The following is a 20,212-nucleotide window of genomic DNA, read 5'->3' on the forward strand; positions in this document are numbered from 1 at the left end:
ACGCCCTGAATGCCGTTCATCAGTGCTTGATCTCAAGGGCGAAGGAGGGCTTCGAGACCTTGGAGAAGACGCTAGTCCAAAAGGTAGTGATCTACTGTGTGCGGAGCGGGCGGCTGCTCGTCATGTCCCATCCAGACTTCACGCCCGAAGAGGTTGGCATTCAGGTGCCAGCGGGAACGATCCGAACTGGCGAAAGCCCCGAGGCGGCGGCCCTACGAGAGTTGGAAGAGGAGACTGGGTACTCCGGCTTTTCGATTGTCCGGTTTCTCGGAAGCAGTGACTACGACATCACGCCATATCGGTTCGAGCGCCAGCGGCGCTACTTCTTCCTAGCCCAGGGGCCAGAGGACTTGCCCGAGCGATGGCTCTCAGCTGAAGACCACGATGGCAGCGCGCGGCCGACGCGCCTGCAATTCTTCTGGATCCCGCTGGAAGCAGCCCATGTGCTGCAATCTGGTCAAGGCGCTTTGGTCGGCATCCTCTTCGATCGACCCGGCCTAGACGGTTAAGCACTGTGGTTAGGTCGCGTTTTCGCCGGTGATCCAAGGACCGCTGTTGGCGCTGCCAGACCGACGATAGATCTTCAGTTTGGCCGGGTAGGGTGGTCTCCCGGCTTCATGGCGCGTTCATGCCCAGCGGCTCGGAGGCAGATACAGGCGTGGGAGTGGGATCGAAAGGCTGCTTTGTGGCTCGAACCCAAGATCCGCAATTGCGTAGCGGGCGCACGTGGCGACCAACGCAGAAGTCACTCGAGACAATGCCTGACGCGACCATATTTTCGGACCTCTGAGGGAGGTGCGAGCCTTTCTGAGCCGTGCAGTTTCTTCCTGTCGCGCTTTGGCGACCTGTCTTCAGGAGGAACAATGTCCCGCATGATTTTTCTGAATCTGCCTGTCCGCGACCTAGACGCAGCAGTGCGCTTTTACGAAGCCATCGGTTGCGTGAAGAACCCGGCGTTCAGCACGGATCAGGCGGCCACTATGGTCTGGTCGGAAGCCATCTACTTCCAACTGCTCACCCATGACTATTTCGCCAGCTTCTCCAGCAAACCCATCGCCGGCTCGGACACCAGCGAGGTGCTCATTGCGCTGCCACAGACGGATCGAGACGCTGTCGACCAGATCTGCGGCGCCGCTGCAGACGCAGGCGGCCAGGTGGACCTTCGCGAGCCCCAGGATATGGGCTTCATGTACGTCCGCGCGTTCCAGGATCTCGACGGTCACGTCTTCGAGCCGATGTGGATGGACCCAGACGCCGTGGCGGGCGGCGAGCAAGCCGTACAGGAGCGCTGAGATGCTGAAAGCCGCATTTCTGGCCGTTCTGCTCCTGGCGGGAGGATCCGCCATCCAGGCTCAGGCCCAGACGCCGCCGCCCGGCAAGTACGTCGAGGCCAACGGCCTTCGGATGCACTACCAAGTGTCCGGCGCTGGCGAACCCCTGATCGTCCTGCACGGCGCTTACATGGACAACCGGCCCATGCAGCCGATCATCGCCGCGCTCAGCCGGTCCAGTACCGTGTACGCGCTGGAGTTGCAGGGGCATGGCCGCACTGCGGACCGCTCGACGCCTATCAGCTACGAAAGCCTCGCGGACGATGTGGCCGCATTCATGACCGCCGTGGACCTGAAGAAGGCCCATGTCTTCGGGTACTCGATGGGCGCCGCCGCTGGCCTTCAGCTGGTTATCCGCCATCCGGAGCGGGTCGATCGCGCCGCGCTGGCGTCGGTCGCCTCCGACGCCAAAGGATGGCATCCAGATTACCTGGCCTTCCTCCCGCAGATCAAACCCGAGCTCTTCGTCGGCACGCCGTTCGAGGCGTCCTATCGCGAGGTCGCCGCCAACCCGGACGGCTTCCCCGCGCTGGTCGACAAGCTGATCGCGCTGGAGCATCGTCCCATGGCCTGGGAGGCCGATCTGGGCGCCATCCGCACGCCGGTCCTGATCATCCAAGGCGATTCAGACATCATCGCGCATGAACATACGCTGGCGATGTTCAAGCGCCTGGGGGGCGGGGTCATGGGCGACAACGGCGCGCCATTGCCCTCGACCCGTCTTGCGATCCTTCCGGGAACGTCTCACACGGCCATAGCGTCCCAGCCGGAGCTTCTGGCGGCGATGATCAGCCCCTTCCTGGCCGGTAAGACTCCGAAAGGCATGTTCGATCCGGCGGACTGAAGACAAAGGATTGGACGTGGCCGCTTAGGGCCACGTCCGAAATCCGAGGTGGCAGGATTTCAGGGCAACGCCAACGCGCGTCGAAACCAGGCTTCCTCGATCGCCGCCTGATCACCATCGGCCGCCAGCGTCCGACGATCGTCAACCTTGCCATCCATGAGATCAATGGCGACAGCCGTGTCGGAGGGGGTCAGAACCTTGACCTTGAAGCGAACCGTCGACGTCCACAGGTCGCCGCGTTCGCCAAGCTCCGGGAGACATTCGCGCATCGGTCCGGTCATCCGCCGATAACGGTCCTGGATCCGCACTTCGCCGTTCGTGGTTTGCGCCGTCACCTGGGCGGCGGCCAAATCTTCCGGCGCGCCGTCCGCGAAGATGGCCACGGTGATGTAGCGTGCCTGCGTGGCCTGCATCGTCACGTCGGCGCGCGCCAGCGAAAGGTTCAGGTTCTGGCCTGGCTCCAGGGCGAAGTTCGCCCGCCAGGCGGCTGTGGCGGACTGGGCCGAGGCCAAGCTGGTCACGGCCAAGGTAAGCCCCAGGCCCAGAAGGCGTAGCGCGATGGCGGGCTTAAGCGAGGTGGGGATCGACATGCAGGACCTCCTGAAGGAAGGCCTGCTTTTTGAAGAGCGCGCTCGCCCGATGCAGCCCGAATCTTGCGCGAGCTTTCCGCCGCTTCTGGTGCGCGGCATACCCAGCCTTAAGCCAAGGTCACTCGCCCTCGATCAGCCGGTGGGCGCGAAACCGCAGGGCGGGGCCTGGCTCGTCTAGGGTCTGGATAATCGGGCCGGCAAGCCGCGACGGCGCGCACGCGGCCAGGTTCGCCATCGCCTGCTGCTCGAGACGGTCGAGCCAGGCGGTGGCGACGATGCGGATCGCCGTCAGCGCTTCGATGTCATGGGGCGAGATTTGGTCGTTCCAGGCAGCGAAGGAACGGACGCGGCCATCCAGGCGAGGGGCGGGCACTGCGACGCAGGTCCCCACGCCATGGTCGGCGGCCTCGCCGAACATGCGTCGCTGCCGGTCTGTTAGGGTTCGAGCTTGGCTATGGTGCGAATGGAAGATGCCCGAGCCGCTGAAGTTCCAGCGCACCACCGGATCGTCCTGCACAAAATCCTCGTCGACATAGCGAGAGAGCCATGAGGCGGGCGGTCGTCCGCCGACCTCGCCGGACAATGACACGACGCCGACCGCCCGCGAAAACAGGCCGGTGGCGAAATGGACGATCCCGAGCCGCTCTAGGAAAGCGCCGGCGACGGCGCCGGCCTGACCCAACCCGCTGTGGATCTCTATGGCCGCGTCCATGGCCAACAACGCCAGGCCCGCGCGCTTGAAGGTCAGGGTCGGATCCGTCTGACCGTTCTCCGGCACGTAGCCGGCCGCGACATACAGCTGACCACGATCGATGTCGCGCAGGCGCAGGGCCTGGGCCAGGCGGCTGATCATGGCGCGGCTGGGCTGGGCGCGGCCGATCTCGAGAAAGCCCAGATGGCGAGGCGAGACGTCAGCCTCAAGCGCCAGGTGCAGTTGTGACAGCATCGCCCGGCGCCGGAACCGCGCCAGCAGTCCGCCGAAGGACGGAAAGTCGTCCAGCGCTCGCACGGAGCGCCGATCGTTCGGGCGTCGTCTCATTAATCGTGTCCAACCTGCCGCGTATCTAACCGGACCGCGGGCGTCCGAAGCAATATGCAGATCGGCCTGTTTTGAGGCCTAGCGCGCGACTGGCGCGCAGAGCAGCAGGCTCGCCGAGACGAAGCAGGCGACCGTGCGCATGTGATTCCAAAACATCCACGGCGCGTAGAAGGCGTCCCAAGGTCCACCGGCGGCTAGGGCGTCGTTGAGCGGAACGTTGCAGAACATGGTCACGCCGATGCAGCCCAGCAGGTAGACGAGGGCGCCCGACAGCAGGAACGGCTCCAACGTCTTTGCGAAGAACGCCCAGCCCCACAGCGCCAGCAGGGCGATGGCCGTACCGAAAAGCAGGCTCATGAACCACGGGTTGATGACAACGACATTGATCGATCGGAACGCCTCGGCGCCGGGCCCCGGACCCAGGCGATCCAGGGCCGGCGTCACGAATGTCGAGAAGGCGAAGAACACGCCTCCGGTCGCGGACGCAGCCAGGGCCGTGGCGAACATGACGAGTTTCATCGAACGTTACTCCATGTGGTGCAGGCCCGTCTGGCTTGGCCGCATCGGCCTCTCAACTCCCTGTCAGGTACTTGTTGCGGGGGCGATCGATCTGCGATCGCGGACTTGTCGCGAAATGAGGGGTAAAATGCATCGCACCGTTCTGATCATGGCCCTGACCGCCCTGAGCGTCGCCGGTTTGGCCTCCCCGGTTCGAAGCCAGCCGGCGGGGGACGCCATGAACGGCCAGAAGCTGTTTAGCCGTCGCTGCGCCAGCTGCCATGACCTGGCGGCGGACCGTCATGGACCACACCTGGGCGGCGTCTATGGCCGGCGCGCGGGCTCGGTGGCCGGCTTTCGCTACAGCGACGCGTTGCGGGGCGGCGGCTGGACCTGGTCGGATGCCAAGCTCGACGCTTGGCTGACCAATCCCAAAGCCCTGGCGCCGCGCACGGCGATGTCCGCCCGGGTCGGCGAGGCCGGGGAGCGCGCGGATCTGATCGCCTTTCTGCGGTCCAACTAAGACTACCAGCCAAGGAGGAGATCCATGACTATCGCCTTGTTGCCGCTCGCCTTCTGCCTGGCGGTCAGCCCTCTGGACCCGCCGCTAGCCGCCCCGCGCGCGGCCGTCGTCGCCGAGGCTGACAAGACGGTGAAGCTGGGCGCGGTCGAGATCGCCTACCGCCAGGTCGGGCCGGTTGGCGGCGAGGACGTCGTGCTCTTGCCCGGCATCGGCATGCAGCTCATTGAGTGGCCGCCGGCCTTGATCGAAGCACTGGTGGCGCGCGGTAAGCGCGTGACTCTGATCGACCTGCGCGATTCCGGCCGTTCGACCCATTTCCACGCGGCGGGCATGCCCGACTTCGGCGCGGTATTCGCCGCAATCGGCGCTGGCAAGGCTGCGCGCTTGCCCTACGCCGCCGAGGACATGACCAGGGACGTGCTCGGCGTGATGGACGCGCTGAAAATCAAGCGCGTCACGCTGGTCGGCGTGTCGGGCGGTGCGACCATCGCTCAGTTTACGGCCCTGGCCACGCCCGAGCGCGTTGTTGGTCTCGTGCTGATCGGCGCCAATTCTGGCAACATGAAAAACCCTCTACCGGCCAATCCTGCGCGCATGGCGGGCGCGACTCCGGCCAAGGACGGTTCTGTCGAGGCGGTGGCGCAGGCGCGGCTGGCGATGTCGCGGGTCCTGGCCGGTGACGATGCGGGATTCGATGAAGCTACGGCGCGAAAGACGGCCCAGGCCAGCGCCGCCCGCGATCCGGACCAGTTGGGGACGCTGCGTCAGGGCGCGGCGCTGTTGGTCCTAGGCGACATCCGACCTCGGATTGGGGCGATCAACGCGCCGACGACCGTCATCCACGGCGCGCTGGATCCGTTGATCTCGCCCGCCGCGGCCCGAGAGGTCAGCCAGGCCATCCCGGGCGCGCGCTGGGAACTCTTGCCCCGTTCTGGTCATGGCGTTGACGGTCCTACCATCAAGGCGATCCTTGAGGCCGTCGGCTAGAAATCCCCATCCTGGTTCGACCGGGTTTTTGAATGGTGCGCGTCGGCCTCCGCCAGGAACCGATCCAGCTTGGCCAATAAGACCACCAACTGGTCCAACATGATGAAGATTAAGCGCTGTCGTCGACCCGCTGCAGATATCGGGCAAGCACACCTTCTTAGAGAACGGCTCCGTCAGGAGGCTACGGATAAATTCGTCATCGATGCGGCGGGAGATACCGTCACTTTGTTTGATAGCGACTAAGCCGCACGACGCCTCGCGTTCTGTCTTTGAGAACGTTCTCAACGGGTCTGTCGGTCTTCTCCAAGCTGCTTGCTGAATGTCCGACTCCTGGAGGTGAGCCAACGACAGCTTCTGGCGCTTAGCCGCTAGTCGCGTTCGCGCACTGAGGAGCCTGCTTCTCGCGCTGCGCGCCTGCGGGCGCCGATCGCGTGAAGGTCCTGGGGGCGGATGTGCGTGTAGCGCCGCAGCATCTTCCAGTTCTTGTGGCCAGTGACCAGCGACACCTCCGGGATCTCGTACTCCGCCTCGAACAGCCGGCTGGTGGCCTCGTGCCGAAGATCGTGAAAGTGCAGGTCTTCGATCGCTAGCTGGCGGCACGCCCTTCTGAAGGCCGTCCCGACGGAGCGGCTATTGTAGGGGAAGATCCGTCCGGCCCTATGGCCGAGGTGTTTCGCCTGCTCCTCGGTAAGGAGCCAGGCATCGTAGCCGCTCACGTCGAGCAAGGGGATGTTCTGTTGGTTGCCGCGCTTGTTTCGCGGGTCCTTGCGGTCGCGGATCAGGAGCATCTTATGCCGATGGTCGAGGTCCTCCCATGTGACGCGGGAGATCTCTTCCTGCCGCATCGCGGTGGCGATGGCGAACTTGACGATGCGCCCCATCGGGATCGTCAAGCCGTTCAGTCCGCGAAAATACTCGATCAGCCTTTCGATCTCTTCCCTTGTTGGGCGTCGATCACGTTCCTGGCCCTTGCCGACGAGGCCCAGCATGCGCAGCGCGTTTCGCGCGAGGTCGACCGGCTCCGGAGAATAGGGAAGGCCGTGCACTGCGGTGCCCTGGGCCAGCAGAGTTCGGATGTAGCCGAGGTCGATGCCGAGCGTCTTGGGCCCCCGCGCCGCTCTTCGCGCGCGCCTTGCCAAAATCGATGAGCGTTTGGCGATCCAGATCCGCGAGCCGAATTTTGCCGAGCTGCCTCTTCAGGGAGTCCATGCTGAAGGCCTTCGAACGACCGGGGGCCTTGCCCACGCTCTTCATGTCGCTGACATGCAGATCGACAAGTTCGCCGAAGGTCTGGATGCCTTCAATTTTGCGGGATACGGGCTTGAGACCGAGGTTCAGCTCTCGCTCCACGCGGCGTGCCTAGGCCTCCGCGTCCTTGCGCAGGGTGAAGGTCTCGCCCAGATAGCGACCCTTGCGACGGACTTGGACGCGCCAGCGTCCAGATTTCTGTTTTACGATGGTGGCTAATTTCGTGTGCTCTATACGTGCAGTCAGCGATCAATTTGCGTGAATGAACGTGAAACTCGGTCCAAAAATTGATACGTAGTCAGATGATTGAACCTGTTGATAATGCTATAAAAATGCAGAAATTTCAACCACATAGATTTTCTGTTGCGCCCATGATGGATTGGACCGACCGGCACTGCCGGTCGCTGCATCGGGTGCTGTCCAGCCAGGCGCTGCTCTATACCGAGATGGTGACCAGCGGCGCGGTGGTGCACGGAGATCGTGAGAAGCTGCTGGGTTATGATCCCGGCCAGCATCCCGTGGCGTTGCAGCTGGGCGGATCGGATCCCGCCGAGCTGGCGCAGGCTGCGCGGATCGCCGAGGACTACGGCTATGACGAGGTGAACCTCAATGTCGGCTGTCCTTCGGATCGGGTGCAGAGCGGCCGCTTCGGCGCCTGCCTGATGCGCGAGCCCGACCTGGTGGCCGAGTGCATGGCCGCCATCAAGGACGCGGTGAAGATCCCGGCGACGGTGAAGTGCCGGATCGGCGTCGATGACCAGGATCCGGAGGAGGCGCTGTTCGCCCTGGTCGACGCTAGCGCGGCGGCGGGGATCACGGGCTTCGTGGTCCATGCCCGCAAGGCCTGGCTGCAGGGGCTGTCGCCGAAGGAGAACCGGGACATCCCGCCGCTGGACTACGCGCTGGTCTATCGGCTCAAGCGCGAGCGGCCGCACCTGTTCATCGGCATCAATGGCGGCGTGCCGAGCATCGACGCGACGCTGGAGCATCTGGCCAACGGCGTCGACAGCGTGATGCTGGGCCGCGCGGCCTATCACGAGGCAGGGCTGCTGGGGGAGGTCGACCGGCGGGTGTTCGGCCTGGACGTCGCCGATGTCGACAGCTTCGAGGCCGTCGAGCGTTACAAGCCCTATCTGGCGCGCGAGCTGGCGGCGGGCGTGCACCTGGCGGCGATGAGCCGGCACATGCTGGGCCTGTTCCATGGCCTGCCAGGCGCGCGGGCGTGGCGGCGCATCCTGACGGTCGAGGGCGTCAAGGCGGGGGCGGGGCTGGAAGTCGTGGATCGGGCGCTGGAGGCCGTGCGCGCGGCCTTGGCGGCGCGCGAAGAGCGAGCGGAAGTTCCGGCCGCCTAGTCTTTAAGTCTACGGGTGCAGGATCAGCGAGTTCGGGGTGGCCTCGAACCGCGACAGGCGGCCCAGATAGCTCATGCCCAGCAGCGAGTTCTCGAGACCCTTCTCGATGACCAGGGCGTCGACGTCGCGGACCTTGGCGCCGGCGATCGCCACGCTGGCCAGATGCACCGAGGCGGCGCGGGTGCGGCCGTCGGCGGTGATGACGTTGTAGTCGTAGGTCAGCTTGCTGGTGTCGATACCCAGGCGCTGGGCGTCGGCCATGCTGAGCGAGACGGCGGTGGCGCCAGTGTCGACCAGGAAGCGCACGGCCTTGCCGTCGACGGCGCCCTGGGCCCAGAAGTGGCCGTCACGATCCTTGGTGATCTGGGCCGCGCCGCCTTCGGCGCCGCCCAGGGTGGCCGAGGCGGCGGTCGGGGCGCGCAGCTCCGGGTGACGCAGGTCGTCGAGCGAGACGACGGCCTTGGCCGCGCCTACCGCCGACAAGGCGCCCACGAAAGCGATCGCCGCGAACCTCAACATAAAAGACACCCTCGCCATACCGGCTTTGAGACCGCTTCTGCGGCCGTTACCTAAATCATTAGCAGGGAGGCGTTTTCAAGGCGTGAATCGGCAAGGCGATTTTCACACCATGGTTACCAATATCATAACAAGTATAGATGTGTACTGAACGGTGTTCATATTACATCGATTTAATATTAAACATTACGTGGTCGTAATGCTTTTCATGTCCTCGAATTAACTTCGGAAAGCTTTGGCCCGGCGTTATCTCTCCCTCAGACAATAGAGTGGCTTATCGAGGGAAAACGCCATGAAATCGCTGATCATTGCGACTGCCGCCATCGCATCGTTCGCCGGCGTCGCGCACGCTGGCCCGGTCACGAACCTGCAGTTCCTGGAAGCTGCGCGCTGCCGTGGCCTGGCGGCTTCCGAAAACCTGGGCAAGCTGGACACCGCCGCCCTGGACACCTTCCTGCGCACCGAAGGCGGTTCGCGCGAACTGGCGATCCGGGTCTCGGCGCAAAAGAAGATCCAGGCCGCCGCCAAGGAAGCCGACGGCGCCGACGGCGAAAAGAAGACCAAGCTCCTGGCCGAACGTGACGGCGCCTGCGCGGCCTATATGGGCGGCGCGAAGTAAGCGGGCTTAGCCCCCGGTGGCCGCCATCAACGCGGCCATCGGATCGGGGCGGTCGGGGAGGGCGGCCATGATCGCCGCGCGCTCCTCGTCGGTCAGCCTGGCCCAGCCGGCGATCTCCGGCAGGGTCCGGCGACAGCCCAGGCAGTAGCCCGTCGTTCCATCGACCGCGCAGACCTTCACGCAGGGCGTGACGATCGGGCGGGGCGGAGCGGCGGGGGCAGTCATCAAAAGAGTTTTGAGCGTCCAAACGCCCGAGCGCAAGCGTCGGCGGCGAAAGCCTCCTCGCGCCCGGATCACCAGAAAGAAGGATACCTATCCATGCGCAAGCTCATCGCCATCGTCCTGACCGGCGCCGCCCTGTCGGCGGCCGCCGCCCCGGCCTTCGCTTCCGATCGCTGGAGCGACGCCGAATATCTGAAGGCCAATCGCTGCCTGGGCCTGGCTCTGTCGGCCGAGCTGGGGGCGACGGATCCCGCCGCCCTGACCGCCCAGATCAAGGGCCAGGGCCGCGGCCGCGACATCTCGATGCGCGATCGCGGCGACAGCACGCGTGACGACGCCCGCCGCGCTGGCAAGACCCGCAACGAAGCTGTGAAGGCCAAGCTGACGGCCGAGTTGGGCGGCTCCTGCCAGGCCTATCTGGGCACCTCGGTCGCGACGTCGGGCGCTTCGTCCTAAGCCTTTCTCGTCCTTGCGGGGTTGCTTTGGGCGCGGACGGGTTTAAGTCCGCGCTCATGACCGCTTCCCCGTTCGCCGACATCCGCCAGCTCGCCGTTTCGCCGCCCGCGCCGGGCCCATCTCCGGTGCTGGAGCAGGGTGGCCGTCTGGCCGAGATCTCGGCGTGGCTGACCGCCTGGAGCGGCAAGAGCCCGCCGGCCGTGAACCGTCCGGTCGTTGCCCTTTATGCCGGGGCGCGTCAGGGCGTGGGTCCGCGCGGCTATGCCCGTGATCGCCTGGAGGCCATCGCCTCGGGTGGCGCGACCGTCTCGCGCATCGCCGGCGTGCAGGGCGCGGGCCTGGAGGCCTTCGACCTGGCCATCGACCGCCCGTCGCCGGACTTCATCGGCCAGGCCTCGATGAGCGAGAAGGAAGCTGCCGCCACCATGGCCTTCGGCATGGAGGCCCTGGCCAAGCAGCCCGACCTGCTGATCCCCGGCGTCATCGTCGCTGAGGCCGCCCGCACGGCCGCCGCCGTGTGCCTGGCGCTGTTCGGTGGCGAGGCTGCGGACTGGTCCGACGACCCCGAGCCTGTGGCCGCCGCCGTGGCTCGCGCCCAGGGTGAAGGCATGGGTGACGACCCGCTCGAAATCCTGCGTCAGCTGGGCGGCCGCGAGACCGCCGCCGTCGTCGGCGCCATCCTGGCGGCCCGCACCCAGAAGATCCCGGTGCTGCTGGACGGCTACGCCGCCTGCGCCGCCGCCGCCATTGTTCGCGCCGTCGAGCCCGCCGCGATCGACCACTGCCTGGCCGCCCATGTCAGCCCCGCCAAGGGCCATGCCCGCCTGCTCGAAATCCTCGACAAGCGGCCGCTTCTGGCGCTCGATACCCTCGACGAGGAAGGGGTTGGCGGCGTCTCGGCCCTGGCCCTCGTCAAGCTGGCTTGCGAGGTTCGCTGAGGCCTTCTGGGATGTCGTTAAGTGAACGCGGATAACATTCACTTCCGTTGACGCTAACGTCATCTTTCCAAACGTTCGTTCGACATCTATCGTGGCGCCCGAAACGCAATAACGGCCTCCCGCAGAGGGGCCGATTGAACGGGAGCCCGCCATGAATCTGGACTTCTCGCCCGAGGACCTCGCCTTCCGCGACGAGGTTCGCGCCTTCATCGCCGAGAACTATCCGGCGGGCCTGCGGGAGAAGCAGGAAGAGGGCGAGGAGATGGCCAAGGAGGACTTCCTCTCCTGGCACCGCACCCTCGCCAAGAAAGGCTGGGTCGCCCCGGCCTGGCCCGAGAAGTTCGGCGGTCCGGGCTGGACCTCGGTGCAGCGCTACATCTGGTCGGAAGAGACCGCCCGCGCCGACTGCGTGCCGATCCTGCCGTTCGGCATCAACATGGTCGGCCCGGTGATCTACACCTTCGGCACGCCCGAGCAGAAGGAACGCTTCCTGCCGCCGACCCTGTCGGGCGACATCTGGTGGAGCCAGGGCTATAGCGAGCCGGGCGCGGGTTCCGACCTGGCCAGCCTGAAGACCAAGGCCGAGCGCTTTACCGGTGACGATGGCAAGGAATACTACCTGGTCAACGGTCAGAAGACCTGGACCACCCTGGCCCAGCACGGCGACTGGATCTTCTGCCTGGTCCGCACCGACCCGGCCGCCAAGATCCAGGAAGGCATCTCGTTCCTGCTGATCGACATGAAGTCGCCGGGCGTCACGGTCCGTCCGATCATCACCCTGGGTGGCGAGCACGAGGTCAACGAGGTCTGGCTCGAGAACGTCAAGGTGCCGGTCGAGAACCGCATCTTCGACGAGAACAAGGGCTGGACCTGCGCCAAGTTCCTGCTGGCCCACGAGCGTAGCGGCATCGCCGGCGTGGCGCGCAGCAAGCGCGGCATCGAGCGCATCCGCCAGATCGCCTCGGTCGAGCTGTCGGACGACGGCGATGCGCTGATCAAGGATCCGATGTTCAAGCGCAAGGTCGCCGAACTGGAGATCGACCTGACGGCGCTGGAATATACCGAGCTGCGCACCCTGGCCGGCGAGGCCGCCGGTCGCGGTCCCGGTCCGGAATCCAGCGTCCTGAAGATCAAGGGCACCGAGATCCAGCAGCGGATCACCGAGCTGGTGCTGGAGGCCGCCGGCCACTACGGCGCGCCGTACTTCCGCGGCTTCCCGAAGGATGGCGACAACGCCCATCCGATCGGCCCCGACTTCGCCCACCGCGCCGCGCCGACCTATTTCAACGTCCGCAAGACGTCGATCTACGGCGGCTCCAACGAGATCCAGCGCAACATCATCGCCAAGATGGTGCTGGGACTCTAGCGCGCTTGGCTGTCATCCCGGACACGCCGGAGGCGTGATCCGGGACCACCCAATTCAGTGACTTTGACGGTCCCGGCTCTCCGCTCCGCTGCGGCCGGGATGACAATCAAAAAGAACGGAAACCCAGGGATGGATTTCAACTTCACCGAAGAGCAGTCGATGGTCCGCGACACGGTCGCGAGCTTCCTGCAGGACAAGTACGACTTCGAGACCCGCCGCAAGATCGTCAGCTCGGACGCCGGCTGGCGCGCCGACTACTGGAAGGCCTTCGCCGAAGAGCTGGGCATCCTGGGCGCGTCGTTCAGCGAGGAGCTGGGCGGCCTGGGCGGCGGCCCGATCGACAACATGATCATCATGGAGGAGTTCGGTAAGGCGCTGGTCATCGAGCCCTACCTGGGCACCGTCGTCATCGGCGGCGGCTTCATGAAGCACTCGGGTTATGCCGGCGCGGCCTCGGTCATCGAGGGCATTGTCGGTGGCACGACCACGGTGGCCTTCGCCTATGCCGAGCCGCAGGCCCGCTACACCTGGCAGGACCTGAAGACGACGGCCAAGAAAGACGGCTCGGGCTGGGTCCTGAACGGCCACAAGGCCGTGGTGGTCGGCGCGCCGTTCGCCAGCCACCTGATCGTCACGGCCCGCACGGGCGGCGCCCAGCGCGACGCCGGCGGCGTGGGGGTGTTCCTGATCGACAAGAGCCTGCCGGGCGTCGTGACCCGCGACTACCCGACCGTCGATGGCGGCCGCGCCTCGGAAGTCTATTTCGAGAACGTCTCGGTCCCGGCCGACGCCCTGATCTCGGAAGACGGCCTGGCCCTGGTCAACCACGTCATCGACGAGGCCACCGCCGCCGTCGGCGCCGAGGCCGTGGGTGTGCTGCGCAAGCTGCACGAGGGCACGCTGGACTACGCCAAGCAGCGCAAGCAGTTCGGTACGGCCATCGCCAACTTCCAGGTGCTGCAGCACCGGATGGTCGACATGTTCATCGAGGTCGAGCAGTCGGTGTCGATGACCTACATGGCCACCATCAAGGTCGAGGAAAGCGCCGCCGAGCGCGCCAAGGCCGTCTCGGCCATGAAGGTCCGCATCGGCCGCGCCTGCAAGTTCGTGGGCCAGAACGCCATCCAGATCCACGGCGGCATGGGCATGACCGACGAGCTGTCGATCGGCCACTATTTCAAGCGCGCCAGCCTGATCGAGGGCCTCTTCGGCTCGGTCGATCACCACCTGAAGCGCTACGAATCGCTGTCGTTCGACGCTGCGGCGTAGGCGCGATAGCCGAAAGTGGTCGCCGGTTTCGGCGGCCATCGCGCCTCAAGTATAGAGCAGCCTACGGACCAACTGGTCCAAACCAGACGAGCCGCCTGCGTCATGCCGACGCGGGCGGCTTTTTTCTGCGCGGTCGGCGGGAGTCATAGCAAGAAACGCGCCTGAGGGTTGCGGCGGCGGGCCTAGGCCTCGCAAAGCCTTGCTGCGCTTCGGATAGCGCGAAAATGCACCGTATACAGAATAAAAAATTGAGCCAAATCAGTAGGCTGCGACCGGATCGTCCGCAGGCTGATATGATCCTTATACGGATTATTTTTGCTTGCGGAGCGCGGCAATGGGCGCATCCTAGGCTCTGACGCGCTGACGACTAGGAGGGTGAGAGCCCCTGTAAGCCGCGCGCGTCTCCTGGTCCTAACGGCTATGTCTGGGAGACGCCGCCATGAACGTATCGAAGATGAACCACGCCATGTTCTCGTTCGCCCTGCTGGGCGGGATGTTGGTGGGAGGCCGGCCGAGTTCGAAACCGGCCAAGTCGTCGTCCGCGAAGTCTGGACGCAAGTAAGCGCGTAAAGGGTCCCACACCCTAAAAAAAGAGGCCTCCGCCGGTTTCGTCGGCGGAGGCCTTTTGCTTTCACCCCTGAAGGCTTCAGCTCTTCGGCTTGGCGGCCGTGTTGCACTCGGCCACCGCCGCGTCGTCCAGCGGCTCGCCGCGGTAGTTGAACGCGGCCAGTTCGCCGAGTTGGCCGGCCAGCTTGCGGCAGGCGCGGGCCACGGGCAGGGCCCGGACCTTGGTCGCGGTGCACATGTCGGCCTTGCAGCGCCAGACCGAACCGTCCTGGATGAAGTGATCCGTCGAGATCGGGGTCTTCAGCTTCAGCCAGGCGCCTTCGCTGTCGGCGGCGAGGGCGGGGCTGGCCAACGAGCCAGCCATCAGGGCGCAGGCCATCAGGCCCGCGTAAGCGATGTTACGCATTTTCCTTAGTCTCCTATCCCCGCGCCGGATGGGAGATCCGGCGCATGAGTCCGCAGCCTTGCATGCTGTGGAGCTCATCCGGATAGTGCGTCTCTTTTGAAAACTAAGTCAATCGCCGAAGCGCGGCCGGAGCGCCTGATTGGTAGATTTCTTCGTCCCAGGCCAGCAGGGCGGGGGTAACGTCTTCCGCCTTTTCGACCGCGCGCCAGGCGTCGGCCAGGGTGGGCGGGGTCAGGCCTTGCGCGATCGTGTGATGAATCAGCGCGAAGAAGGGCTCCCAGAAGCCGCCGGGGTTATGGAACACAATCGGCTTCTGGTGAAGATCTAAACGGCGCCAAGATAGCAATTCGACGATTTCTTCCAGGGTGCCGATCCCGCCGGGCAGCACGACGAAGGCGTCCGAGCGCTCGAACATCATCATCTTCCGCTCGTGCATGTTGTCGACGATGACGGTCTCGACATCGTCGAACGGCTGTTCGCGGCCGCGCAGGAAGGTCGGGATGATGCCCTGCACCTTGCCGCCGGCCTCGTGCGCGCCGCGCGCCGTGGCGCCCATCAGGCCCACGCCGCCGCCGCCGTAGATTAGCTTCAAGCCCGCTCGCGCGAAGCTCTGGCCGATCGAAAAGGCGTCGGAGATGTAGCTGGGATCGGCGTCATTGGACGACCCGCAATACACACAGACGGACGCCAGGCGCCTGGACTCGTCGGGCATCGTCGTCCACTCCACAAAAGACGAAGGCGCGCGGGCTCGCGCGCCTTCGATCCATTCCTATTTGAGACCATATGATCAGGATTCGCTCTCAGGCTTTCAAGCCGCAGATCCTCGCCGTGGGCTTCGTCGCCGGCCTGCTGGCCGCCTGCGGACCCGGCGCGCCGATCGCGCCGGCCAAGGCCGACAAGCCCGACAGCGCCGAAGCCGGCTATGTGGCGCCGCCCGTGGTGGAGGCCGTGCGCAAGGCCGCCAACGGGATCTCGCTCTCGGGCAGGGGCGCGCCGGACTCGGACCTGCGCCTGGGCTCGCCGACCGGCGAGGTGGTGATGGGCCGGGTCGACGCCGTCGGCCAATGGACCGCCACAGTGCCCAACGCGCCCGGCGTGCGCCTGTTTGGCCTGTCGACCACCCACGAGGGCCGTACGGTGCAGGCCGAGGGTTATGTGATGGTCGCCGACGGTGGCGAGGTCGCTCTGCTGCGGGCCGGGACGGGCGCGATCCGCCTGGCCGCCGCTTCGGCGTCACCGCGCATCCTGACCGTGGATGTCGACCGGGGCGGCGGCGCGGTCGTCTCCGGCGTGGCCACGCCGGGAGCGGGCCTCAACGTCCGGGTCGACCGCATCACCCAGGGCGGCGCCCAGGCGGACGACAACGGGCGGTTCTTCATCTCGCTGAGGGGGCTGCTGTCTCCGGGCGTTCACGACATCCAGGTGGCGGGCGAGGGCGGCGAGACGGCCGCTTCGATCGCCACCTCGCCGGCCGCGCCGCTGACCTACGGTCCCGTCCGCGCTGACCGCGCCGCCAACGGCTGGCGGGTCGACTGGATGACGCCCGGCGGCGGGGTCCAGTCCACCTACCTGATCGGCGAGTCCCGATGAGGGGCATGGGTGGTCCGCAGGCCCGCGGGGCCACGCCAGGCGCGATCGCCAGTCCCGACCAGCCGGTCCGCTTCTGGCGGGCGATGGGCGATCTCTTCCAACTCGTTTTGCGCTCCAAGGCCCCGGGCCTGCGCTGGCGGGTGACCGTGGCCCTCGTTCTTACCCTTCTAGGCAAGGTCCTAGGCGTCGTGGCGCCGCTGATGCTGGGCAAGGCGGTCAACCAGCTCTCGGCGGGGCAGAGCACGGCTGTCGCCGTCACCTGGGCCTTTGCGGGCCTGGCGATCGGCTGGGCGCTGATCCGCTTCGTCTCCGCTGCCGCGCCCCAGGCGCGCGACACCATCTTCACGCCGGTGGCCCAGGCGGCCCAGAACCGGGCGGCGGTCGAGACTTTCTCGCACGCGCTGTCGCTGTCGATCGACTTCCACCAATCCAAGCGCACCGGGACCCTGTCGCGGACGATCGATCGCGGCGCGCGGTCGATGGACTTCCTGCTGCGCAGCCTCGTTTTCAACCTGGCCCCCACCGGGGTCGAGCTGGTCCTGGCCGCCATCGTGCTGGCCAAGGCCTATGACTGGCGGTTCGCGGCCGTGGCCCTGGCCACGGTGGGCGTCTACGGTTACCTGACCTTCGCGATCTCCGACTGGCGGATCGGCCACCGCCGGGCGCTGAACGAGGCCGACGCCGAAGCCGCGGGCAGGGCGGTCGATGCTCTGCTGAACTACGAGACCGTCAAGTCATTCGGCGGCGAGGGCCGGGCGGTTGGCGGCTACGAGCGCGCGCTGGACGCCTATGGCGAGGCCCAGATCAAGGCCACCAACTCGCTGAACATGCTGAACCTGATCCAGTCGGCGGTGATGAGCCTGGGGCTCGGCGCCATGGCCGTGCTGGCGGGCGCGGAGGCCGCCGCCGGCAAGATCGGGCCGGGCGATGTCACGGCCGCCGTGCTGATCCTGATCAACCTGTACGCCCCGCTGAACATCCTGGGCTTTGCCTATCGCGAGATCCGCCAGTCGCTGATCGACATGGAGTCGATGCTGGAGCTGCGCCGCCAGACCGCCGATGTCGCCGATGCGCCGGACGCCCGCGACCTGCCGCCCTGCGCCGACCAGCGCGGCGGGGCAGTGGCGTTCGAGCAGGTCTCGTTCCGCCATGGCGCGCGCTCGGAGGGGTTGTCGGATGTCTCCTTGACCATCGCGCCGGGAACGACCGTGGCCATCGTCGGCCCCTCGGGCGCGGGCAAGACGACCCTGGTGCGCCTGGCCCTTCGGATGATCGACCCGCAGGCCGGGCGCATGACCCTGGACGGCCACGACCTGCGTGACCTGCGCCAGGCCTCGCTGCGCCAGGCGGTGGCTCTGGTCCCGCAGGACGTGGCTTTGTTCAACGACACCCTGGCCGCCAACATCGCCTTCGCCCGTCCCGACGCCTCCGAGGCCGAGGTCTGGGCGGCGGCCGAGGCGGCGGAGCTGGGCGAGTTCATCCGCAACCTGCCCGACGGCATGGGCACCAAGGTCGGCGAGCGGGGCCTGAAGCTCTCCGGCGGCGAGCGCCAGCGGGTCGGCATCGCCCGCGCCCTGCTGGCCGAGCCCCGCGTGCTGATCCTGGACGAGGCCACCAGCGCCCTCGACAGCCGCACCGAGGCGGCGATCCAGGCGACCCTGCGCAAGGCCAGGGCGGGGCGCACGACCCTGGTCGTGGCCCACCGTCTGTCGACCATCGCCGACGCGGACGAGATCGTGGTGCTGCGCCGGGGCAAGGTGGTCGAGCGCGGCCGCCACGAGGCCCTGCTGGACGCCGGCGGCGAGTATGCGGCCCTGTGGCGTCGCCAGACCCGCGAGCGCGAACCGGCCGTTTAGTGGATTTCGCGCCTTCGGGCCGGGGTCTATATCCGGCTCGACAGCTAGAGGGAGTTTCGTCTTGCGCTATCAGCACAGCATGGTCCGCGTCCGTGATCTGGACGCCTCGCTGCGGTTCTTCTGCGAGGGCCTGGGCCTCCGCGAAATGCGCCGCAAGGAGAGCGAGAAAGGGCGTTTCACCCTGGTCTTCCTGGCCGCGCCCGGCGACGTCGAACTGGCCGAGGACCGCGACGGTCCTATGGTTGAGCTGACCTACAACTGGGATGACGAGGACTACGGCGGCGCGCGCAATTTCGGCCACCTGGCCTATCGCGTCGACGACATCTACGCCGCCTGCCAGCGCCTGATGGACATGGGCGTGACGATCAACCGCCCGCCGCGCGACGGCCACATGGCCTTTGTCCGCTCGCCCGACGGCATCTCGATCGAACTGCTGCAGGAAGGCCACCTACCGCCGGCCGAGCCGTGGGTCTCGATGCCCAACACCGGCGCCTGGTAGTTTTCTACGGGCGCGGGCGGGCCAGCTCTTCCAGTCGCCGGCGCGGGGCGTCGGCGATGCCGGCCCACAGGATGCGGGCCAGCTCCAGCCGGTAGGCCGCGGCATAACCCGTGACGAACATGGCGCTGACGCCGTCGGCGATGGAGCGGACGAGATCCTTGCGGGCCAGCACGGCCTTGCGGTCGACGGGCGCTTCGGTGTCGGCGGCCGCCACACGTTTATCCAGCTGGACCGCGGCCTGAGCGGCCAGGCCCACCAGAGCCGGCAGGTGGCTGATGTCGCCGCGGATCTTGGCTCTAACCTCTGATTTTCCGCCGGCGAGGGGCATCGCTTCGAAGTCCAGCACGCCGGTCACCCGTTCCAGCGTCGCGGGCCAATGGTCGTCGGCGGTTGTCATGATGAAGCCTGGCCCCCCCGAGCCTTATGTCAGGCTCTCGGGATAGCGATGTTCGCGGACGGATCAAATGCCGCGAATTGTCCCGTCCTCGTTTTGGGTCGGCTCTGGAAAAACGGAGTTCGGCTCTCCAAATGCAACCGGCGCCGTTGCGAGCGTCAAAAGAGGTTCTCCCGCATGTCGGATCTGTCCGCCTTCCCGATCACCCAGCGCTGGCCGGCCCAGCATCCCGACCAGATCCAGCTCTATTCGCTGCCGACGCCCAACGGGGTGAAGGTCTCGATCATGCTGGAAGAGACCGGCTTGGCCTACGAGCCGCACACCATCAACATCGGCGCCAATGAGACCTGGGGGCCGGAGTTCCTGTCGCTGAACCCGAACGGCAAGATCCCGGCGATCATCGATCCCGACGGCCCGGGCGGCAAGCCGCTGGGCCTGTTCGAGAGCGGCGCGATCCTGGTCTATCTGGCCGAGAAGACCGGCAAGTTCCTGCCCGCCGATCCGGCCGCCCGCTACGAGACCCTGCAGTGGGTGTTCTTCCAGATGGCCGCCATCGGCCCGATGTTCGGCCAGGTTGGCTTCTTCCATAAGTTCGCGGGCAAGGACTACGAGGACAAGCGTCCGCGCGACCGCTACGTCGCCGAGTCCAAGCGCCTGCTGGGCGTGCTGGAGGATCGCCTGGCGACCCGCCAGTGGATCATGGGCGACGACTACACCATCGCCGACATCGCCACCCTGGGCTGGGTCCGCAACATCAACGGCTTCTACGAGGCCGGCGAGTTGGTCGACTGGGCGTCGCTGAAGCACGTGCCGCGCTGGCTGGAAGCGGGCCTGGCCCGTCCGGCCGTGCAGCGCGGTCTCGAGATCCCCAAGCGCCCGTAAGGCGAGGGCGCGTCCCCTGCGACCAAATGGCCATGGCGTTAAGAATTAAGGTCTCGTTAACCATAAATCGCCGACTTTCAGCGTGTCTTCTTTGAAGGCACCCACCATCACTGACTTCCACAGCCCGGCCGCAATGCCGGGCTGTTTTTTTGAATTCGGCGCTTGCATCGGCCGACCCAGGCGGCTATCACGCGGCCTCTTCAGAGAGCGACCTGTTCCG

At 66.2% G+C, this 20,212-nt stretch carries 26 protein-coding genes; 17 read left to right on the top strand and 9 right to left on the bottom strand.

The annotated features are described in order from the left end of the window. Positions 1 to 98: 98 nt before the first annotated feature. The 3 genes from AC1RRR_RS01550 (at position 99) to AC1RRR_RS01560 (ending at position 2,175) form a co-directional block, all read left to right on the top strand. The gene (locus AC1RRR_RS01550) at positions 99 to 509 is read left to right on the top strand and encodes an NUDIX hydrolase (protein WP_492811736.1); all 411 of its coding nucleotides are present in this window, start codon (positions 99 to 101) and stop codon (positions 507 to 509) included. Positions 510 to 863: 354 nt separating this feature from the next. Further along, positions 864 to 1,292 (top strand): VOC family protein, encoded by a 429-nt coding sequence (locus AC1RRR_RS01555; protein ID WP_492809978.1) that lies wholly within the window; start codon positions 864 to 866, stop codon positions 1,290 to 1,292. A gap of 1 nt (position 1,293) precedes the next feature. Then, positions 1,294 to 2,175 (top strand): alpha/beta fold hydrolase, encoded by an 882-nt coding sequence (locus AC1RRR_RS01560; RefSeq protein ID WP_492809979.1) that lies wholly within the window; start codon positions 1,294 to 1,296, stop codon positions 2,173 to 2,175. A 59-nt stretch (positions 2,176 to 2,234) separates the two neighbouring features. On the opposite strand, the gene AC1RRR_RS01565 is transcribed toward AC1RRR_RS01560, so the two are convergent. The 3 genes from AC1RRR_RS01565 to AC1RRR_RS01575 form a co-directional block, all read right to left on the bottom strand. Further along, positions 2,235 to 2,765 (bottom strand): hypothetical protein, encoded by a 531-nt coding sequence (locus AC1RRR_RS01565; protein WP_492809980.1) that lies wholly within the window; start codon positions 2,763 to 2,765, stop codon positions 2,235 to 2,237. A gap of 118 nt (positions 2,766 to 2,883) precedes the next feature. Beyond that, a complete protein-coding gene (locus AC1RRR_RS01570; protein WP_492809982.1) occupies positions 2,884 to 3,774 on the bottom strand; it encodes an autoinducer binding domain-containing protein in 891 nt (296 codons plus the stop codon). Positions 3,775 to 3,882: 108 nt separating this feature from the next. After that, positions 3,883 to 4,323, bottom strand: a complete 441-nt coding sequence (locus AC1RRR_RS01575) for an anthrone oxygenase family protein (RefSeq protein ID WP_492809984.1) — start codon at positions 4,321 to 4,323, stop codon at positions 3,883 to 3,885. Positions 4,324 to 4,450: 127 nt separating this feature from the next. Here AC1RRR_RS01575 and AC1RRR_RS01580 point away from each other — a divergent pair, with 127 nt between their 5' ends. Then, positions 4,451 to 4,825: a c-type cytochrome gene (locus tag AC1RRR_RS01580; RefSeq protein ID WP_492809986.1), complete on the top strand. Its 375-nt coding sequence runs from the start codon at positions 4,451 to 4,453 to the stop codon at positions 4,823 to 4,825. Positions 4,826 to 4,849: 24 nt separating this feature from the next. Beyond that, positions 4,850 to 5,812 (top strand): alpha/beta fold hydrolase, encoded by a 963-nt coding sequence (locus tag AC1RRR_RS01585; protein WP_492809987.1) that lies wholly within the window; start codon positions 4,850 to 4,852, stop codon positions 5,810 to 5,812. A gap of 368 nt (positions 5,813 to 6,180) precedes the next feature. Here AC1RRR_RS01585 and AC1RRR_RS01590 read toward each other — a convergent pair whose 3' ends face one another. Continuing rightward, on the bottom strand, positions 6,181 to 6,951 hold the full coding sequence (locus AC1RRR_RS01590; protein WP_492809988.1) for a site-specific integrase: 771 nt from the start codon (positions 6,949 to 6,951) through the stop codon (positions 6,181 to 6,183). A gap of 13 nt (positions 6,952 to 6,964) precedes the next feature. Between AC1RRR_RS01590 and AC1RRR_RS01595 the strand changes: the two genes are divergently transcribed. Both AC1RRR_RS01595 and dusA read left to right on the top strand, forming a co-directional pair. Then, entirely contained in the window at positions 6,965 to 7,279 is a 315-nt protein-coding gene (locus tag AC1RRR_RS01595) for a hypothetical protein (protein ID WP_492809990.1), read from the top strand. An 83-nt stretch (positions 7,280 to 7,362) separates the two neighbouring features. Next, positions 7,363 to 8,412: a tRNA dihydrouridine(20/20a) synthase DusA gene (dusA, locus tag AC1RRR_RS01600; protein WP_492809992.1), complete on the top strand. Its 1,050-nt coding sequence runs from the start codon at positions 7,363 to 7,365 to the stop codon at positions 8,410 to 8,412. Between the two features lie 9 nt (positions 8,413 to 8,421). Here the strand turns inward: dusA and AC1RRR_RS01605 are convergent, their stop codons facing one another. Further along, positions 8,422 to 8,940 (bottom strand): TIGR02281 family clan AA aspartic protease, encoded by a 519-nt coding sequence (locus AC1RRR_RS01605; protein ID WP_454715666.1) that lies wholly within the window; start codon positions 8,938 to 8,940, stop codon positions 8,422 to 8,424. 280 nt (positions 8,941 to 9,220) lie between these two features. Between AC1RRR_RS01605 and AC1RRR_RS01610 the strand changes: the two genes are divergently transcribed. After that, positions 9,221 to 9,547, top strand: a complete 327-nt coding sequence (locus AC1RRR_RS01610; RefSeq protein WP_492809994.1) for a hypothetical protein — start codon at positions 9,221 to 9,223, stop codon at positions 9,545 to 9,547. A gap of 6 nt (positions 9,548 to 9,553) precedes the next feature. Here the strand turns inward: AC1RRR_RS01610 and AC1RRR_RS01615 are convergent, their stop codons facing one another. Next, entirely contained in the window at positions 9,554 to 9,772 is a 219-nt protein-coding gene (locus tag AC1RRR_RS01615; protein ID WP_492809996.1) for a DUF1289 domain-containing protein, read from the bottom strand. Between the two features lie 93 nt (positions 9,773 to 9,865). Between AC1RRR_RS01615 and AC1RRR_RS01620 the strand changes: the two genes are divergently transcribed. From AC1RRR_RS01620 to AC1RRR_RS01640, 5 genes are all read left to right on the top strand, one after another. Further along, the gene (locus AC1RRR_RS01620; protein ID WP_492809998.1) at positions 9,866 to 10,225 is read left to right on the top strand and encodes a hypothetical protein; all 360 of its coding nucleotides are present in this window, start codon (positions 9,866 to 9,868) and stop codon (positions 10,223 to 10,225) included. 56 nt (positions 10,226 to 10,281) lie between these two features. Beyond that, entirely contained in the window at positions 10,282 to 11,163 is an 882-nt protein-coding gene (locus AC1RRR_RS01625; RefSeq protein WP_492809999.1) for a nicotinate-nucleotide--dimethylbenzimidazole phosphoribosyltransferase, read from the top strand. Between the two features lie 151 nt (positions 11,164 to 11,314). After that, a complete protein-coding gene (locus tag AC1RRR_RS01630; RefSeq protein WP_492810000.1) occupies positions 11,315 to 12,529 on the top strand; it encodes an acyl-CoA dehydrogenase family protein in 1,215 nt (404 codons plus the stop codon). A gap of 129 nt (positions 12,530 to 12,658) precedes the next feature. After that, positions 12,659 to 13,798: an acyl-CoA dehydrogenase family protein gene (locus AC1RRR_RS01635; RefSeq protein WP_492810001.1), complete on the top strand. Its 1,140-nt coding sequence runs from the start codon at positions 12,659 to 12,661 to the stop codon at positions 13,796 to 13,798. 424 nt (positions 13,799 to 14,222) lie between these two features. Further along, positions 14,223 to 14,360, top strand: coding sequence for a hypothetical protein (locus tag AC1RRR_RS01640; RefSeq protein WP_295106749.1), 138 nt, complete (start codon positions 14,223 to 14,225; stop codon positions 14,358 to 14,360). Between the two features lie 84 nt (positions 14,361 to 14,444). Here AC1RRR_RS01640 and AC1RRR_RS01645 read toward each other — a convergent pair whose 3' ends face one another. Both AC1RRR_RS01645 and AC1RRR_RS01650 read right to left on the bottom strand, forming a co-directional pair. Next, positions 14,445 to 14,771: a DUF8200 family protein gene (locus AC1RRR_RS01645; protein WP_492810002.1), complete on the bottom strand. Its 327-nt coding sequence runs from the start codon at positions 14,769 to 14,771 to the stop codon at positions 14,445 to 14,447. A gap of 103 nt (positions 14,772 to 14,874) precedes the next feature. Continuing rightward, positions 14,875 to 15,483, bottom strand: a complete 609-nt coding sequence (locus AC1RRR_RS01650) for an LOG family protein (protein WP_492810003.1) — start codon at positions 15,481 to 15,483, stop codon at positions 14,875 to 14,877. Between the two features lie 71 nt (positions 15,484 to 15,554). On the opposite strand from AC1RRR_RS01650, the gene AC1RRR_RS01655 reads away from it, so the two are divergent. The 3 genes from AC1RRR_RS01655 (at position 15,555) to AC1RRR_RS01665 (ending at position 18,716) form a co-directional block, all read left to right on the top strand. Further along, the gene (locus tag AC1RRR_RS01655) at positions 15,555 to 16,361 is read left to right on the top strand and encodes a hypothetical protein (protein WP_492810004.1); all 807 of its coding nucleotides are present in this window, start codon (positions 15,555 to 15,557) and stop codon (positions 16,359 to 16,361) included. Beyond that, on the top strand, positions 16,292 to 18,217 hold the full coding sequence (locus AC1RRR_RS01660; RefSeq protein ID WP_492811738.1) for an ABCB family ABC transporter ATP-binding protein/permease: 1,926 nt from the start codon (positions 16,292 to 16,294) through the stop codon (positions 18,215 to 18,217). The genes AC1RRR_RS01655 and AC1RRR_RS01660 overlap by 70 nt, the downstream gene beginning before the upstream one ends. A gap of 61 nt (positions 18,218 to 18,278) precedes the next feature. After that, positions 18,279 to 18,716 carry a VOC family protein gene (locus tag AC1RRR_RS01665; protein WP_492810006.1) on the top strand — a complete coding sequence of 146 codons (438 nt, stop codon included), beginning with the start codon at positions 18,279 to 18,281 and terminating at the stop codon, positions 18,714 to 18,716. Positions 18,717 to 18,720: 4 nt separating this feature from the next. Here AC1RRR_RS01665 and AC1RRR_RS01670 read toward each other — a convergent pair whose 3' ends face one another. Further along, positions 18,721 to 19,113 (bottom strand): hypothetical protein, encoded by a 393-nt coding sequence (locus AC1RRR_RS01670; protein WP_492810008.1) that lies wholly within the window; start codon positions 19,111 to 19,113, stop codon positions 18,721 to 18,723. Between the two features lie 174 nt (positions 19,114 to 19,287). Between AC1RRR_RS01670 and AC1RRR_RS01675 the strand changes: the two genes are divergently transcribed. Next, positions 19,288 to 19,992: a glutathione S-transferase N-terminal domain-containing protein gene (locus tag AC1RRR_RS01675; protein ID WP_492810010.1), complete on the top strand. Its 705-nt coding sequence runs from the start codon at positions 19,288 to 19,290 to the stop codon at positions 19,990 to 19,992. The last annotated feature ends 220 nt before the right edge of the window (positions 19,993 to 20,212 follow it).

The organism is Caulobacter sp. GW821-FHT12D05 (assembly GCF_058807295.1).

Excerpts from the sequence above, each read along its gene's own strand:
- AC1RRR_RS01625 (WP_492809999.1), top strand. The coding sequence starts at position 10,282 with ATGACCGCTTCCCCGTTCGCCGACATCCGCCAGCTCGCCGTTTCGCCG.
- AC1RRR_RS01585 (WP_492809987.1), top strand. The coding sequence starts at position 4,850 with ATGACTATCGCCTTGTTGCCGCTCGCCTTCTGCCTGGCGGTCAGCCCT.
- AC1RRR_RS01555 (WP_492809978.1), top strand. The coding sequence starts at position 864 with ATGTCCCGCATGATTTTTCTGAATCTGCCTGTCCGCGACCTAGACGCA.
- AC1RRR_RS01615 (WP_492809996.1), bottom strand. The coding sequence starts at position 9,772 with ATGACTGCCCCCGCCGCTCCGCCCCGCCCGATCGTCACGCCCTGCGTG.
- AC1RRR_RS01560 (WP_492809979.1), top strand. The coding sequence starts at position 1,294 with ATGCTGAAAGCCGCATTTCTGGCCGTTCTGCTCCTGGCGGGAGGATCC.
- AC1RRR_RS01650 (WP_492810003.1), bottom strand. The coding sequence starts at position 15,483 with ATGCCCGACGAGTCCAGGCGCCTGGCGTCCGTCTGTGTGTATTGCGGG.
- AC1RRR_RS01655 (WP_492810004.1), top strand. The coding sequence starts at position 15,555 with ATGATCAGGATTCGCTCTCAGGCTTTCAAGCCGCAGATCCTCGCCGTG.
- AC1RRR_RS01670 (WP_492810008.1), bottom strand. The coding sequence starts at position 19,113 with ATGACAACCGCCGACGACCATTGGCCCGCGACGCTGGAACGGGTGACC.
- AC1RRR_RS01630 (WP_492810000.1), top strand. The coding sequence starts at position 11,315 with ATGAATCTGGACTTCTCGCCCGAGGACCTCGCCTTCCGCGACGAGGTT.
- AC1RRR_RS01675 (WP_492810010.1), top strand. The coding sequence starts at position 19,288 with ATGTCGGATCTGTCCGCCTTCCCGATCACCCAGCGCTGGCCGGCCCAG.
- AC1RRR_RS01645 (WP_492810002.1), bottom strand. The coding sequence starts at position 14,771 with ATGCGTAACATCGCTTACGCGGGCCTGATGGCCTGCGCCCTGATGGCT.
- AC1RRR_RS01620 (WP_492809998.1), top strand. The coding sequence starts at position 9,866 with ATGCGCAAGCTCATCGCCATCGTCCTGACCGGCGCCGCCCTGTCGGCG.
- AC1RRR_RS01635 (WP_492810001.1), top strand. The coding sequence starts at position 12,659 with ATGGATTTCAACTTCACCGAAGAGCAGTCGATGGTCCGCGACACGGTC.
- AC1RRR_RS01565 (WP_492809980.1), bottom strand. The coding sequence starts at position 2,765 with ATGTCGATCCCCACCTCGCTTAAGCCCGCCATCGCGCTACGCCTTCTG.
- AC1RRR_RS01610 (WP_492809994.1), top strand. The coding sequence starts at position 9,221 with ATGAAATCGCTGATCATTGCGACTGCCGCCATCGCATCGTTCGCCGGC.
- dusA (WP_492809992.1), top strand. The coding sequence starts at position 7,363 with ATGATTGAACCTGTTGATAATGCTATAAAAATGCAGAAATTTCAACCA.
- AC1RRR_RS01580 (WP_492809986.1), top strand. The coding sequence starts at position 4,451 with ATGCATCGCACCGTTCTGATCATGGCCCTGACCGCCCTGAGCGTCGCC.
- AC1RRR_RS01575 (WP_492809984.1), bottom strand. The coding sequence starts at position 4,323 with ATGAAACTCGTCATGTTCGCCACGGCCCTGGCTGCGTCCGCGACCGGA.